The organism is Streptomyces sp. NBC_00083, assembly GCF_026343295.1.
Taxonomy (GTDB): Bacteria; Actinomycetota; Actinomycetes; order Streptomycetales; family Streptomycetaceae; genus Streptomyces.
The window spans coordinates 633,679-648,710 of record NZ_JAPELY010000002.1; the positions used below are offsets into that span (position 1 = coordinate 633,679).

Below are 15,032 nucleotides of genomic sequence, written 5' to 3' on the forward strand. Positions count from 1 at the left end.
CCCCGGCGTTCCGACATCGCGTCGGCGCCACACCGTTCGCGCAGGGCAGCCGGCCCGCCCCTCCCACGAGGAGCGGGGCGGGCCGGCTGCTGAGCGGCTGACTATGGAGGCTCGATGGGGCGCTACGTCGCAAGGCGACTGCTCCAGATGATCCCGGTGTTCATCGGGACCACTCTGCTCATCTTTCTGATGGTGTACTCACTTCCCGGCGACCCCGTCCGGGCTCTGTGGGGCGACAGACCTGCCGACCCGCAGGCGATGGCGCGGCTGCGCCACGAGTACTGGTTCGACCGACCGGTCCTCGCGCAGTACTGGCACTATCTCAGCAACGTCGTCACCGGCAACTTCGGCACCAGCTTCGTCACCGGCCGTAAGGTGATCGACGTCATGGCCGAGACGTTCCCCGTGACGATCCGGCTGGCACTGATCGCTTTCGCCGTCGAGATTGTGGTGGGCCTCTCGCTGGGCCTCGTGGCCGGCCTGAACCGCGGTCGCGTCTGGGACAAGCTGGTGCTCGTGATCACGCTGCTGCTGATCTCGATCCCGATCTTCGTCCTCGGCTTCATCTTCCAGACGATCTTCGCGGACCAACTCGGCTGGGTCACACCGACCGTGCAGGACTCCAACGACATCACGCAGCTGATTCTGCCCGGTGCCGTCCTCGGTTCCCTGTCGTTCGCCTACATCGCGCGGCTCAGCAGAACCTCGCTCGCCGAGAACCTGCGCGCGGACTACATCCGCACCGCCATCGCCAAGGGCCTGCCGCGCCGTCGCGTCGTGGGCATCCACCTGATGCGCAACTCGCTCATCCCGGTGGTCACCTTCCTCGGTACGGACCTCGGCGCCCTCATGGGCGGCGCGATCGTGACCGAGGGAATCTTCAACGTGCACGGCATCGGCAACACGCTGTACCGGTCGATCAATCAGTCGGACAACGCCACGGTGGTCGGCATCGTGACGATCCTCGTGATCGTCTACCTGCTCTCCAGCCTGCTGGTCGACCTGCTGTACGCCGCTCTGGACCCGAGGATCCGCTATGCCTGAGACCCTCAACAAGGCTTCCGCCGGGGCCGCCGAGACCCCCGCCGTCACCCCGGTGCCCGTCACCGCGGAGAAGGCCCGCAGTCTCTGGTCGGACGCGTGGCGCGACCTGCGCCGCAACCCCGTCTTCGTGATCTCGGCGGTCCTCATCGTCCTGCTGCTCGTGATCGCGGCCTTCCCCGGCCTGTTCACGTCGGTCGACCCGGACCACGCCGACCTCGCCAAGCACTACCTGGGCGTGCCGAACTACAGCCACGTGTTCCAGGAGGACTGGTTCGGCTACGACGTCCAGGGACGCAGCATCTTCGCGCGCGTCCTGTTCGGCGCCCGCGCCTCGATCATCGTCGGCGTCTGCGTGACGCTGGTCGTGACCATCCTCGGCGGAGTCGTCGGCATGCTCGCCGGCTACTTCGGCGGCTGGTTCGACTCGCTGCTCTCCCGCATCACCGACGTGTTCTTCGGCATCCCGCTGCTGCTCGGCGCGATCGTCGTCCTCAACGCCTTCACCCACCGCAGCGTGTGGACCGTGGTCCTCGCACTCGGCGTCCTCGGCTGGACCCAGCTCGCCCGCGTCATGCGCGGCTCGGTGCTGACGGTCAAGCAGGCCGACTACGTGCAGGCCGCCAAGGCGCTCGGCGCCGGCACCGGGCGGATCATGCTCCGGCACATCCTGCCGAACGCGATCGCCCCGGTGATCGTCGTCGCCACCATCGCGCTCGGCGGCTACATCGCCGCCGAGGCGACGCTGTCCTTCCTCGGTATCGGGCTTCCGCCCAGCACCGTCTCCTGGGGCAACGACATCTCATCCGGCCAGACCGTCATCCGTACCGCCCCGCACGTGCTGTTCTTCCCCAGCGCCATGCTGAGCATCACGGTGCTCGCGTTCATCATGCTCGGTGACGCGGTGCGCGACGCTCTCGACCCCAAGCTGCGCTGAGGAGGGCGTACGACGTGACCATCATCGAAGAAACCGCGAGCGTCCCGGCGCCCCGTGCGGGCGACGACAAGGGCGGCCCGCTGCTCGAAGTCCGCGACCTGCACGTCGAGTTCCACACCCGTGACGGTGTGGCCAAGGCAGTCAACGGCGTCAACTACAGCGTCGACGCCGGCGAGACCCTTGCCGTGCTCGGCGAGTCCGGCTCCGGCAAGTCCGTGACCGCTCAGGCGATCATGGGCATCCTGGACATGCCGCCCGGCAAGATCCCGCAGGGCGAGATCCGCTTCCGCGGCCAGGACATGCTCAAGATGTCCGCCGAGGAGCGCCGCGCCATCCGTGGCCGGAAGATCGCCATGATCTTCCAGGACGCGCTCTCCGCGCTGAACCCCGTGCTGAGCGTCGGCTACCAGCTCGGCGAGATGTACCGGGTGCACCAGGGCCTGTCCAAGAAGGACGCCAAGGTCAAGGCCATCGAGCTGATGGACAAGGTCAAGATCCCGGCCGCCAAGGCCCGGGTCGGCGACTACCCCCACCAGTTCTCCGGCGGTATGCGCCAGCGCATCATGATCGCCATGGCGCTCGCCCTCGAACCGGACCTGATCATCGCCGACGAGCCGACCACCGCGCTCGACGTGACCGTCCAGGCCCAGGTCATGGACCTGCTCGCGGAGTTGCAGCGCGAGTACAACATGGGTCTGATCCTGATCACCCACGACCTCGGCGTCGTCGCCGACGTCGCGGACAAGATCGCGGTCATGTACGCGGGCCGGATCGTCGAGACGGCCCCGGTGCACGAGATCTACAAGCGCCCCGCGCACCCGTACACCAAGGGTCTGCTCGAATCGATCCCGCGCCTGGACCAGAAGGGCCAGGAGCTCTTCGCGATCAAGGGCCTGCCGCCCAACCTGATGCGCATCCCCGACGGTTGTGCGTTCAACCCGCGCTGCACCATGGCGCAGGACGTGTGCCGCACCGACGTTCCGGTGCTGCACCAGGTGACCGAGCAGGACGGCACCGAGCTGGTCGGTCGCGGCAGCGCCTGCCACTTCTGGAAGGAGACGATCCATGGCTGACCTCGAAAAGAAGGACGAGGCCGTGGACGCCACCCCCAACGTCACCTCCGTCGTCAAGACCGACGCCTCCACGACCACCGAGGTCGAGGCGATCCTCGACGCGCCGGTCGACCGGGGCGAGCCGATCCTTCAGGTCCGCAACCTGGTCAAGCACTTCCCGCTGACCAGCGGCATCCTGTTCCGGCGGCAGGTCGGCGCGGTCAAGGCCGTCGACGGCGTCTCCTTCGACCTGTTCCAGGGCGAGACCCTGGGCATCGTGGGCGAGTCCGGCTGTGGCAAGTCCACCGTCGCCCGGCTCCTGATGACGCTGGAGCGGGCGACCGCCGGCGAGGTCTTCTACAAGGGCCAGGACATCACCAAGCTGTCCGGGCGTGCGCTGAAGGCGGTCCGCCGCAACATCCAGATGGTCTTCCAGGACCCGTACACCTCGCTGAACCCGCGCATGACGGTCGGCGACATCATCGGGGAGCCCTTCGACATCCACCCCGAGGTGGCTCCGAAGGGCGACCGGCGGCGCAAGGTCCAGGAGCTCCTGGACGTCGTGGGCCTGAACCCGGAGTACATCAACCGGTACCCGCACCAGTTCTCCGGCGGTCAGCGCCAGCGCATCGGCATCGCCCGCGGCCTGGCCCTCAACCCCGAGATCATCATCTGCGACGAGCCGGTCTCCGCCCTGGACGTCTCCGTCCAGGCGCAGGTCATCAACCTGATGGAGAAGCTCCAGGACGAGTTCAACCTGTCCTACCTCTTCATCGCGCACGACCTGTCGATCGTCCGGCACATCTCCGACCGGGTCGGTGTGATGTACCTCGGCAAGATGGCCGAGATCGGCACCGATCAGCAGATCTACGAGCACCCGACGCACCCCTACACCCAGGCGCTGCTCTCCGCCGTCCCGGTCCCCGACCCGGACGCGCGCGAGCACCGCGAGCGGATCATCCTCACCGGTGACGTCCCCTCGCCCGCCAACCCGCCGTCGGGCTGCCGCTTCCGCACCCGCTGCTGGAAGGCGGAGGACCGCTGCTCCACGGAGGTCCCGCTGCTCGCGATCCCGGAGCGCTTCCAGGGCATGGACAGCCCGGTGGCGCACGAGTCGGCGTGCCACTTCGCCGAGGAGAAGGACGTGGTCGGCGCGGCCTGACGCGCTCCGCACGGGTGGGCCCGCGGTTTCCTCACCGGAACCGCGGGCCCACCCGTCCGTGTGCCCGTCCGTGCGCCCGTACGGCGCTGGTAAAGGTGCGGTACGCGTATCTCCGGGGTGATATTTGGGCCTAAGTGAGACTTGGACTCAAGTGGGACTCTAGGAGGACTCCATGCGCGGAGCCACGCTCGCCAAGTGGGCCGCAGGTGCGGTGGTCGTCGCCCTCGCGGCGACGGCCTGCGGTGGAGGGGGGAGCAGCGGCGGCAGTGGGGCCGACGGCATCGTGAGTTCCTCCTGGGGCGATCCGCAGAACCCGCTGGAGCCGGCCAACACCAACGAGGTGCAGGGCGGCAAGGTCCTCGACATGCTGATGCGCGGACTCAAGCGGTACGACCCGAAGACCGGCGCGGCGCAGAACATGCTCGCCGACAAGATCGACACGTCGGACTCGCAGAACTTCACGGTCACCCTGAAGGACGGCTGGACGTTCTCCAACGGCGAGAAGATCACCGCCAAGTCCTTCGTGGACGCCTGGAACTACGGCGCCAACCTGAAGAACAACCAGAAGAACGCGTCGATGTTCTCCTACATCGACGGCTACGACCAGATCCACCCCAAGAGCGGCACCCCGGCCAGCGACACCATGTCGGGCCTGAAGGTCGTCGACGACAAGACCTTCACGGTCAAGCTCAACCAGAAGTTCTCCACCTGGCCCGACACCCTCGGCTACCCCGCGTTCGCGCCGCTGCCCCGGGCGTTCTTCGACAACCACGCGGCCTGGCTCTCCAAGCCCGTCGGCAACGGCCCGTACACGGTGGACTCGTACACCAAGGGCTCCAAGCTGTCGATGCGGAAGTGGGCGAACTACCCGGGCTCGGACAAGGCGCAGAACGGCGGGATCGACCTCAAGGTCTACACCGACAACAACACCGCCTACACCGACCTGACGGCCGGCAACCTCGACCTCGTCGACGACGTGCCCGCCTCCCAGCTCAAGAACGTCAAGGCCGACCTCGGCAGCCGGTACATCAACACCCCCGCCGGCATCATCCAGACGCTCGCCTTCCCGTACTACGACGCGGCCTGGAACACCCCGAACGCGGCCAAGGTCCGCAAGGGCATCTCGATGGCGATCAACCGTCAGCAGATCACCGACACCATCTTCCAGAAGACCCGCACCCCCGCCACCGACTGGACCTCGCCGGTGCTCGGCGTGGCCGGCGGCTACAAGGCCGGGCTGTGCGGCGACGGCTGCGACTACAACCCCACCGAGGCGAAGAAGCTCATCGCCGACGGCGGCGGCATCCCCGGCGGGCAGCTGAAGATCGCGTACAACGGCGACACCGGCTCGCACAAGGAGTGGGTCGACGCGGTCTGCAACAGCATCAACAACGCGCTCGGCAACGACAAGGCGTGCGTCGGCGGCCCGGTCGGCACCTTCGCCGACTTCCGCAGCCAGATCACCCAGTCCAAGATGAGCGGCCCCTTCCGGGCGGGCTGGCAGATGGACTACCCGCTGATCCAGAACTTCCTGCAGCCGCTCTACTACACCGGCGCCTCCTCCAACGACGGCAAGTGGACCAACGCCGAGTTCGACAAGCTCGTCGACCAGGCCAACGCCGACACCGACACCGCCAAGGCGGTCGCCGACTTCCAGCAGGCCGAAGGCGTCGTACGGGACCAGATGGCGGCCATCCCGCTCTGGTACCAGAACGGCAGCGCGGGCTACTCCGAGCGCGTCTCCAACGTCGCCCTGAACCCGTTCAGCGTCCCGGTCTACAACGAGATCAAGGTCAGCTGACGCCACCGGAGCACGGCCCGGCGCTCAACTCGACGCCGGGCCCGTGCCGTTGAGAGTTCCGACGACCCCCGGAGGGCCTCATGGGACGGTATGTGATCCGGCGTCTGCTCCAGATGATCCCGGTCTTCTTCGGGGCCACGCTGCTGATCTTCCTCATGGTGAACGTGATGGGCGACCCGATCGCCGGTCTCTGCGGGGACAAGGCGTGCGACCCCGCCACCGCGGCGCAGCTCAAGAAGGAGTTCGGGCTCGACAAGCCGGTGTGGCAGCAGTACCTGACGTACATGGGGAACGTGTTCACCGGCGACTTCGGGACCGCGTTCAACGGACAGAAGGTCACCGAGCTGATGGGTACCGCCTTCCCCGTCACCATCCGCCTGACCATTGTGGCGATCGTCTTCGAGGTCGTCATCGGCATCACCCTCGGCGTGATCACCGGGCTGCGGCGCGGCCGTCCCGTCGACACCGTCGTCCTGATGCTGACGCTCATCGTCATCGCCATCCCCGTCTTCGTCACGGGCCTGCTGCTCCAGCTGCTCCTCGGCGTCGAGTGGGGGGTGATCAGACCCACCGTCTCGCCGGAGGCCCCGTTCAACGAACTCCTCATCCCGGGGCTGGTCCTGGCGTCCGTGTCACTGGCGTACGTCACCCGGCTCACCCGGACCTCCATCGCCGAGAACTCCCGCGCCGACTACGTCCGCACCGCCGTCGCCAAGGGCCTGCCGCGGCGCCGGGTGATCACCAAGCACCTGCTGCGCAACTCGCTGATCCCCGTGGTCACCTTCATCGGCACCGATGTCGGCGCCCTGATGGGCGGCGCGATCGTCACCGAGCGGATCTTCAACATCCACGGCGTCGGCTACCAGCTCTACCAGGGCATCCTGCGCCAGAGTACCCAGACCGTGGTCGGTTTCGTGACCGTGCTCGTGCTGGTCTTCCTGCTCGCCAACCTCATCGTCGACCTCCTGTACGCCGTACTCGACCCGAGGATCCGCTATGCCTGAGCCGTACGACGACGGAGCGATCGCCGGCACCGGGGCCGGCGGGGCGATGGACCTCGCGGCGAGCGAGGCGACCACGCTGGAGCGCACCCCGGGCGGACCGCAGGGCACCGGGCCCGCCGAGAAGCCGCGGTCGCTGTGGTCGGACGCCTGGCGCGACCTGCGGCGCAACCCCGTCTTCATCATCTCGGGGCTCGTCATCCTCTTCCTGGTCGTCATCTCCCTGTGGCCCTCCCTGATCGCCGACGGCAACCCGCTCCAGTGCGACCTCGCCAAGGCGCAGGAGGGCTCCCAGCCGGGACACCCCTTCGGCTACAACGGGCAGGGCTGCGACGTCTACACGCGGACGGTCTACGGCGCCCGCACCTCGGTCACCGTCGGCGTGTGCACCACCGTCGGCGTGGCCCTGTTCGGCTCGTTCGTCGGCGGGCTCGCCGGGTTCTTCGGCGGCGGCTGGGACGCGCTGCTCTCCCGCGTCACCGACATCTTCTTCGGCATCCCGGTGGTCCTGGGCGGCCTGGTCTTCCTCTCGGTGGTCACCTCCTCCACCGTCTGGCCGGTCATCGGCTTCATGATCCTGCTGGGCTGGCCGCAGATCGCCCGCATCGCCCGCGGCTCCGTCATCACCGCCAAACAGAACGACTACGTCCAGGCGGCCCGCGCGCTCGGCGCCTCCAACTCCCGCATGCTGCTGCGCCACATCACGCCCAACGCCGTCGCCCCGGTCATCGTCGTGGCGACCATCGCGCTCGGCACGTACATCGCCCTGGAGGCGACGCTCTCCTACCTCGGTGTCGGCCTCAAGCCGCCCACGGTCTCCTGGGGCATCGACATCTCGTCCGCCTCGCAGTACATCCGCAACGCCCCGCACATGCTGCTCTGGCCGGCCGGAGCGCTGGCCCTGACCGTGCTCGCGTTCATCATGCTCGGCGACGCGGTGCGCGACGCCCTCGACCCCAAGCTGCGGTGAGGAGCCCCGTCATGCTGCTCGAAGTACGTGATCTCCAGGTGGAGTTCAAGACGCGGGACGGGGTAGCCAAGGCCGTCAACGGGGTCGCCTACTCGGTGGACGCGGGCGAGACGCTCGCCGTGCTCGGCGAGTCCGGCTCCGGCAAGTCCGTCACCGCACAGGCCGTCATGGGCATCCTGGACATGCCGCCCGGACGGATCGCCGGCGGCGAGATCCTCTTCAAGGGCCAAGACCTCCTGAAGCTCAAGGAGGACGAGCGGCGCAAGGTCCGCGGCTCCGAGATGGCGATGATCTTCCAGGACGCGCTGTCCTCCCTCAACCCCGTGCTCAGCGTGGGCGACCAGCTCTCCGAGATGTTCACCGTCCACCGCGGCATGTCCCGCAAGGACGGCAAGGCCAAGGCGGTCGAGCTGATGGACCGGGTGCGCATCCCGGCCGCGAAGGAACGCGTGGGCCAGTACCCCCACCAGTTCTCCGGCGGCATGCGCCAGCGCATCATGATCGCGATGGCGATGGCCCTGGAGCCCTCACTGATCATCGCCGACGAGCCGACCACCGCCCTCGACGTCACCGTGCAGGCCCAAGTCATGGACCTGCTGGGTGAGTTGAGGAACGAGCTGTCCATGGGGCTCATCCTCATCACCCACGACCTGGGCGTCGTCGCCGACGTCGCCGACAAGATCGCCGTCATGTACGCGGGCCGCATCGTCGAGCGGGCCCCGGTCCACGAGATCTACAAGGCGCCCGCGCACCCGTACACCAAGGGCCTGCTCGAATCGATCCCGCGCCTGGACCAGAAGGGCCGGGAGCTGTACGCGATCAAGGGCCTGCCGCCCAACCTGATGCGCATCCCGCCCGGCTGCGCCTTCAATCCGCGCTGCCCGATGGCCCAGGACATCTGCCGCAGCGAGGTGCCGCCCCTGTTCGACGTGGGCCCGAACCGGCAGAGCGCGTGCTTCTTCTGGAAGGAGACCCTCGATGGCTGAGGCCATTCTGGAGGTCAGGGACCTGGTCAAGCACTACCCGCTGACCCAGGGCATCCTCTTCAGGAAGCAGATCGGCGCGGTCAAGGCCGTCGACGGGGTCTCCTTCGACCTGACGGCGGGCGAGACCCTCGGCATCGTGGGCGAGTCCGGCTGCGGCAAGTCGACGGTCGCCAAGATGCTGGTCAACCTGGAGCGCCCCACTGCCGGGCAGATCAAGTACAAGGGCGAGGACATCACCCGGATGTCGGGCCGCGCCCTCAAGGCGGTGCGCCGCAACATCCAGATGGTCTTCCAGGACCCGTACACCTCGCTGAACCCGCGCATGACGGTCGGCGACATCATCGGCGAGCCGTACGAGATCCACCCCGAGGTCGCGCCCAAGGGCAGCCGCCGCACCAAGGTCCAGGACCTGCTGGACGTGGTGGGGCTCAACCCCGAGTACATCAACCGCTATCCGCACCAGTTCTCCGGCGGCCAGCGCCAGCGCATCGGCATCGCCCGGGGGCTGGCGCTCCGGCCCGAGGTCATCGTGGCCGACGAGCCGGTCTCCGCGCTCGACGTGTCGGTACAGGCCCAGGTCGTCAACCTCCTGGACCGCCTCCAGAGCGAGTTCTCCCTCAGTTACGTCTTCATCGCCCACGACCTGTCCATCGTGCGGCACATCTCGGACCGGGTCGGCGTGATGTACCTGGGGCGGATCGTGGAGATCGGCCGCGACGAGGAGATCTACGAGCACCCGACGCACCCCTACACCCAGGCGCTGCTCTCCGCGGTGCCGGTGCCCGACCCCTCCGCGCGGGAACGCCGCGAGCGGATCATCCTGACCGGTGACGTCCCCTCGCCCGCCAACCCGCCGTCGGGCTGCCGCTTCCGTACGCGCTGCTGGAAGGCGCGGGAGCGGTGCGCGCAGGAAGTGCCGCTGCTCGCCGTGCCCGCCGAGTTCCGCGATGTGCCGGGCCCGGCGCACCACCCCTCGGCCTGCCACTTCGCAGAGGAGAAGCGCGTGGTGCCGCCGGAGACGCGCCAGGCGCCCTAGGGCCTGTCCGGCTGCCCGCGCCTCGGCCCCGTTCACCAGGGGCGCGGTACGACCGTGACGCCCATCGGCTGGAGCGCCAGGGCGGGGCGTGGGGTGATGCGCTCCGGGTCGAGGAGTTCGAGGCGGTGGCGGCGCCAGATGTCGGCCACGATGTGCACGGTCTCGGTGGTGGCGAGCGAGGCGCCGATGCAGGCCCGCGCGCCGAGCCCGAACGGGAAGTAGGAGCCGCGCGGCATCTTCCTCGCGCCGCCCTCCAGCCAGCGCTCGGGGTCGAACTCCCCGGCGCGCTCCCAGTGCCGGGGATCGCGGTGGTTGACCCACTGGCTCACCGTCACGGTGGTGCCGGCCGGGACGGCGAAGCCGCCGAACTCCAGGTCGGCCGTCGAGTCGCGGCTCGTCATCCAGGCCGGCGAGTACAGCCGCAGCGACTCGCGGACCGCCGCGTTGGTGTACGGCAGCCGCTCCATCCGGGCCAGGCCCGGCGGTGTCGAGCCGAAGGCGGCGACCGCCTCGTCGCGCACCCGGGCGGCGGCGCCGGGGTGGCGGGCGAGCAGCACGCTCGTCCACACCACGGCGTCGTTGGAGGTCTCGAACGCCGACAGGACGAGGGTCGCCAGCTCGTCGCGCAGCTCGTCGGGGGAGGGGGCGGGGGTGCCGGTCACGAGGGCGTGCAGGACGGGGGCGCGCTCCGGGTCGACGGCGGCCGGGTCCGCGGTGAGCCTGCGCAGGAGCCGGTCCATGTCGCGCAGACCGCGCTTGAGCCGCAGATGGCGCGGGGTCGGCAGCCAGTCGGGCAGCAGCAGCGGTGAGGTGGACAGCTCCATGATCGGGCGGACCAGCCGGGCCACCACCGCCGCGTCGCGTGCCGTGAACTCGTCGCCGAACATCAGCCCGGTGACCAGGCGCAGCACGAGCACCGAGACGTCACGGTGCAGATCGCGCGGCTCGCCGGGCCGCCAGCCGGCCAGCATGCGCTCGCCCTGCGCGTCGACGAGTTCGGCGGCCTTCACGGCGAGGGTGCGGCCGAAGGCGGGCTGAAGACGGTGGCGCTTGGCCTTCCAGTCGGCCCCGTCGCTGTTCATCATGGCGCGAGGAAATCCCCTGCCGCGGGCCGCCCTGCCGGAATTCTCCACTCCTTTTTTGCTGAATACCTCATTCCGGTCCACCAGCATCCGCTCGACGAGTTCGGGACCGGTCAACAGCACATTGTGGTCGCCGAGCCGCACCACGTCACCGTACTCGCGGGCGCACCGGGTGAGGAATGCGAGCGGATCGCTGGAGAAGGCGTGCAGATTCCCCAGGTAGGAGTCTTCGGCCGGGCCGGGGATGTCGGCCAAGGTCACAACTGCGGTCATGGCGGCCTCGTTTGGCATCGCGTCTGAGCTGGGGAAACGCCGATGGCCGGGGCGTGTGCGCCCCGGCCACCGGATCATGGGTCTACGCCTGGCGCCGGTTCGGCCTAGTAGTAGATGTACGCCTTGGTGAGACGGTCCTTGCGGGAAAGGCGGGCGAACAGGGCACCGGTCAGGATGAGCTTGCGCATCGTGTGTCTCCCTCTCAGCAAAGCGTCCACGATCTGGTTATCGGGCCGCGATCTGCTGTGAACACTAGGCAACTGGCGCAGGAGTGACAAGAGTTCACTTTCGCTCGGTCGGAATTCCCTGTACGTCCCCGTCGTTCACCTGCGGCAATCGGAATTCATACATGCGGGGCGCCGGGCATGGAGCAGCCCGCGCCCGTGTGGTGCTGGGGTGTACGGGCGCGGGCCTCTTCCGAGCGGAGGCTGCGGACTCGGGTCAATGGGTGTCCGGTGCCGCCTCCTCGATCGCGACCAGCGCCGGGTCGAGGACCACGTCCTCGGCCCGTGCCGCGACCGTCGGTTCCTCCGGGAAGTGGCACGCCGTCAGGTGCCCCTCCCGGTTGCCCTCGATGCGGACCAGCGGGGGAGTCTCCGCGGCGCACTTGTCCTGCGCCTTCCAGCACCGGGTGCGGAAGCGGCACCCGGACGGCGGGTTCACCGGCGACGGCACGTCGCCCGCGAGCCGGATCCGCTCCCGGCCCTCGCCCTCCTCCTCCACCACGGCCTCCGGCACCGCCGACAGGAGTGCGTGGGTGTACGGGTGGCGGGGGCGGCGGTAGATCGAGTCGCGGTCGCCGACCTCCACGATCCTGCCCAGGTACATGACGGCGACGCGCTGCGAGAAGTGCCGCACGATCGCCAGGTCGTGCGCGATGAAGAGGAAGGCGATGTCCAGCTCCCGCTGGAGCTTCTGGAGCAGGTTGACCACCTGCGCCTGGATCGACACGTCGAGCGCGGAGACCGGCTCGTCGGCCACGATCAGCTTCGGCCCCATCCCCAACGCCCGCGCCACACCGATGCGTTGGCGCTGACCGCCGGAGAACTCGTGCGGGAAGCGGTTGTAGTGCTCCGGGTTGAGGCCGACGGTCTCCAGGAGCTCGCGGACCCGGCGCTCGGTGCCGCCCGGCGGCTTGATGCCGTTGACCACCATCGGGTTGGCGATGATGTCGCCGACCGTCTGGCGCGGGTTGAGGGAGGCGTACGGGTCCTGGAAGATCATCTGGATCTCGGACCTGATCGGCGCCAGCGCACGGCGTGAGGCGTGCGTGATGTCCTGTCCCGCGTAGCGGACCTGGCCCGCGGTGGGTTCCAGGAGCCGGGTGACCAGGCGTCCGGTGGTCGACTTGCCGCACCCCGACTCGCCGACGAGTCCGAGGGTCTCGCCGGGGCCGATGCTGAAGTCGATCCCGTCCACGGCCCGCACGTCCCCGACGTGCCGCTTGAAGAACGACCCCATGGTGATCGGGAAGTACTTGGCGAGCCCTTCCACTTCGAGCAGCGGGGTCGTGGTGCCGGACCCGGGAGCGGCTCCCGGGGACTCGGCGACGCTGGTGGCATTCTCACTCATGGCGATGTCCCGCATCCTTCTCAGCGCAGCCGGGGGCGGATCTGTTCGGTGAAGAAGACTTCTTTCTGATCACCCGTCAAGTGACAGGCGGAGCCGCGTCGTTCACCCTCCGGCAGCGTGGGCCGCACGGTGTGGCAGGCGCCCGCCGGCGCCTCGTCGGTGAAGCCGCACCGCGGATGGAACGGGCAGCCGGGCGGTGGCGAGAGCAGGCTCGGCGGGGCGCCGGGGATCGGCACCAGCGGGATGTCCACGGAGGAGTCGAGCCGCGGGATCGAGCTGATCAGGCCCCAGCTGTACGGGTGCTGGGGGTGGTGCATGACCTCCCTGACCGTGCCGCGCTCCACGCACCGGCCGGCGTACATCACCATCACGTCGTCGGCGGTCTTGGTGATCACCCCCAGGTCGTGGGTGATGATGATGATCGCCGCGCCGGTCTCCTGCTGGAGGTCCTTGAGCAGATCGAGGATCTGCGCCTGGACGGTGACGTCGAGCGCGGTGGTCGGCTCGTCGGCGATGACCAGCTCCGGGTCGCAGACCAGTGCCATCGCGATCATCGCGCGCTGGCGCATGCCGCCGGAGAACTGGTGCGGATAGTCGTCGACACGCAGCTCGGGCTGCGGGATGCCGACCTTGCGCAGCATGTCCACGGCCCGTGCCCGCGCCTCGCGGCGGTTGGCGCCGGTGTGCTTCATGAAGGGCTCGGCTATCTGGCGGCCCACGGTGTAGAAGGGCGAGAGCGCGGCCAGCGAGTCCTGGAAGATCATCGCCATCTTCTTGCCGCGCAGCCGGTTCAGCTGCCGTTCGGAGGCGCCGGTCAGCTCCTGCCCGTCGAGCAGGATCTCGCCCTGGATCGTGGTGTTGCGCGGGTTGTGCAGACCCAGGACCGCGAGGTTGGTCACCGACTTGCCGGAGCCCGACTCGCCGACGATGCCGAGCGTGGAGCCGCGCTCCAGGTCGAAGGAGAGTCCGTCGACGGCCTTGACGGTGCCGTCCTCGGTGGCGAAATGGACGTACAGGTCGCGGACCGAGAGGAAGGAGGAGGACCCTCGGGCCGCCGGTATGGCGGCGGTCTGGCTCAAGGTGGACACGGGCGGTTCTCCTGTGGGTGGGGCTGCGGCTGTCAGGCGAGCCTGATCCGGGGGTCGATGAAGGCGTACGCCATGTCGACGACGATGTTGCAGAGCACGATGAGGGTGGCGCCGATGAGCATGACGGCCATCTCCAGCGGCAGGTCGCTGCGGAGGACGGCCTGCACCGCGAGGGTTCCGAGGCCGTGCAGGCTGAACGTCGCCTCGGTGATGATCGCGCCGCCGAGCACCGCGCTGAGGTCCACGCCGAAGATGGTGATGATGGTGGCCATCGCGCCGCGCAGGGCGTAGCGCAGGAAGACGTACCGCGACGACATGCCCTTGGCGCGGGCCGCCCTGATGTGGTCCTCGGACATCTGCTCGACCATCAACGACCGTGTCTGCCGGCTGTAGTTGGACCAGAAGATCACCGACATCACCAGACAGGGCAGGATCATTCCGCTGATCGATCCCATGGCGTCGTGTTTCCAGTCGACGTCATGGCCCCGGTCCAGCCAGCCCAGTTTGGTGGAGAGGAACAGGATCGCCAGCGGGCCGATGAAGTAGATCTGCACGGACTGGCCGAGCAGGGAGGTGGCGCTCGCGACGCGGTCGAAGACGGTGCCCTGGCGCCAGGCGGAGACGAGACCGAGCCCGACACCGATGGTGAGGAAGACCGCCGCGCCGCCGACGGCGAGCGTCAGCGTGGTCGGATAGCTGTCGGAGATCTGCGACCAGACGGGCTGCTGGTTGGCGAAGGAGTAGCCGAAGCAGGGGGCGGGACAGTTCCCGATCGGCATGTGCCGGCCCGCGAATATGCCCACCATGTAATGCCAGTACTGCGTCCAGATCGGCAGGTCGAGGCCGAGGTTCTTGCGGATCAGGGCGACATTCTGCGGGTCGCATTGTTTTCCGCAGGAAAGCAGCGCCGGGTCGGCGGGCAGGAAGAAGAAGAGGAAATAGGTGATCATGCTGATCAGCAGCAGGATGACCACGGCACCGAGCACGCGGCGCACGAGGAAACGCAACATCGGTTGACTCTTCCGTCGCTA

The 15,032-nt window shown here is 68.5% G+C and carries 14 protein-coding genes; 9 read left to right on the plus strand and 5 right to left on the minus strand.

The genetic code is table 11. The annotated features are described in order from the left end of the window. The first annotated feature begins 114 nt into the window (after window positions 1-114). The 9 genes from OOJ98_RS19305 to OOJ98_RS19345 all read left to right on the plus strand — a co-directional run bounded on the left by OOJ98_RS19305 (window position 115) and on the right by OOJ98_RS19345 (window position 9,986). The gene (locus OOJ98_RS19305; protein ID WP_267056169.1) at window positions 115-1,044 is read left to right on the plus strand and encodes an ABC transporter permease; all 930 of its coding nucleotides are present in this window, start codon (window positions 115-117) and stop codon (window positions 1,042-1,044) included. Next, complete coding sequence (locus OOJ98_RS19310) at window positions 1,037-1,978, plus strand: ABC transporter permease (protein WP_267056170.1); 942 nt, start codon at window positions 1,037-1,039, stop codon at window positions 1,976-1,978. The genes OOJ98_RS19305 and OOJ98_RS19310 overlap by 8 nt, the downstream gene beginning before the upstream one ends. 14 nt (window positions 1,979-1,992) lie before the next feature. After that, complete coding sequence (locus OOJ98_RS19315) at window positions 1,993-3,051, plus strand: ABC transporter ATP-binding protein (protein ID WP_267056171.1); 1,059 nt, start codon at window positions 1,993-1,995, stop codon at window positions 3,049-3,051. Further along, the gene (locus OOJ98_RS19320; RefSeq protein ID WP_267056172.1) at window positions 3,044-4,192 is read left to right on the plus strand and encodes an ABC transporter ATP-binding protein; all 1,149 of its coding nucleotides are present in this window, start codon (window positions 3,044-3,046) and stop codon (window positions 4,190-4,192) included. The genes OOJ98_RS19315 and OOJ98_RS19320 overlap by 8 nt, the downstream gene beginning before the upstream one ends. Window positions 4,193-4,364: 172 nt before the next feature. Beyond that, window positions 4,365-5,993, plus strand: coding sequence for an ABC transporter substrate-binding protein (locus tag OOJ98_RS19325; protein ID WP_267056174.1), 1,629 nt, complete (start codon window positions 4,365-4,367; stop codon window positions 5,991-5,993). 80 nt (window positions 5,994-6,073) lie between these two features. Continuing rightward, a complete protein-coding gene (locus tag OOJ98_RS19330) occupies window positions 6,074-6,997 on the plus strand; it encodes an ABC transporter permease (protein WP_267056176.1) in 924 nt (307 codons plus the stop codon). Beyond that, window positions 6,990-7,964 carry an ABC transporter permease gene (locus tag OOJ98_RS19335; protein WP_267056177.1) on the plus strand — a complete coding sequence of 325 codons (975 nt, stop codon included), beginning with the start codon at window positions 6,990-6,992 and terminating at the stop codon, window positions 7,962-7,964. Before OOJ98_RS19330 ends, OOJ98_RS19335 begins: the two co-directional genes overlap by 8 nt. An 11-nt stretch (window positions 7,965-7,975) precedes the next feature. Beyond that, window positions 7,976-8,950, plus strand: coding sequence for an ABC transporter ATP-binding protein (locus OOJ98_RS19340; RefSeq protein ID WP_267056178.1), 975 nt, complete (start codon window positions 7,976-7,978; stop codon window positions 8,948-8,950). After that, on the plus strand, window positions 8,943-9,986 hold the full coding sequence (locus OOJ98_RS19345) for an ABC transporter ATP-binding protein (RefSeq protein WP_267056179.1): 1,044 nt from the start codon (window positions 8,943-8,945) through the stop codon (window positions 9,984-9,986). The genes OOJ98_RS19340 and OOJ98_RS19345 overlap by 8 nt, the downstream gene beginning before the upstream one ends. A 32-nt stretch (window positions 9,987-10,018) precedes the next feature. Here OOJ98_RS19345 and OOJ98_RS19350 read toward each other — a convergent pair whose 3' ends face one another. From OOJ98_RS19350 to OOJ98_RS19370, 5 genes are all read right to left on the minus strand, one after another. Then, window positions 10,019-11,341 carry a cytochrome P450 gene (locus tag OOJ98_RS19350; protein WP_267056180.1) on the minus strand — a complete coding sequence of 441 codons (1,323 nt, stop codon included), beginning with the start codon at window positions 11,339-11,341 and terminating at the stop codon, window positions 10,019-10,021. A gap of 104 nt (window positions 11,342-11,445) precedes the next feature. Beyond that, window positions 11,446-11,550, minus strand: coding sequence for a cittilin family RiPP precursor (locus OOJ98_RS19355; RefSeq protein WP_267056181.1), 105 nt, complete (start codon window positions 11,548-11,550; stop codon window positions 11,446-11,448). 232 nt (window positions 11,551-11,782) lie between these two features. Next, window positions 11,783-12,913 (minus strand): ABC transporter ATP-binding protein, encoded by a 1,131-nt coding sequence (locus OOJ98_RS19360; RefSeq protein ID WP_267056182.1) that lies wholly within the window; start codon window positions 12,911-12,913, stop codon window positions 11,783-11,785. Window positions 12,914-12,933: 20 nt separating this feature from the next. Then, window positions 12,934-14,001, minus strand: coding sequence for an ABC transporter ATP-binding protein (locus OOJ98_RS19365; RefSeq protein WP_267056183.1), 1,068 nt, complete (start codon window positions 13,999-14,001; stop codon window positions 12,934-12,936). A 32-nt stretch (window positions 14,002-14,033) separates the two neighbouring features. After that, on the minus strand, window positions 14,034-15,011 hold the full coding sequence (locus OOJ98_RS19370; RefSeq protein ID WP_267056184.1) for an ABC transporter permease: 978 nt from the start codon (window positions 15,009-15,011) through the stop codon (window positions 14,034-14,036). Window positions 15,012-15,032 lie beyond the last annotated feature (21 nt).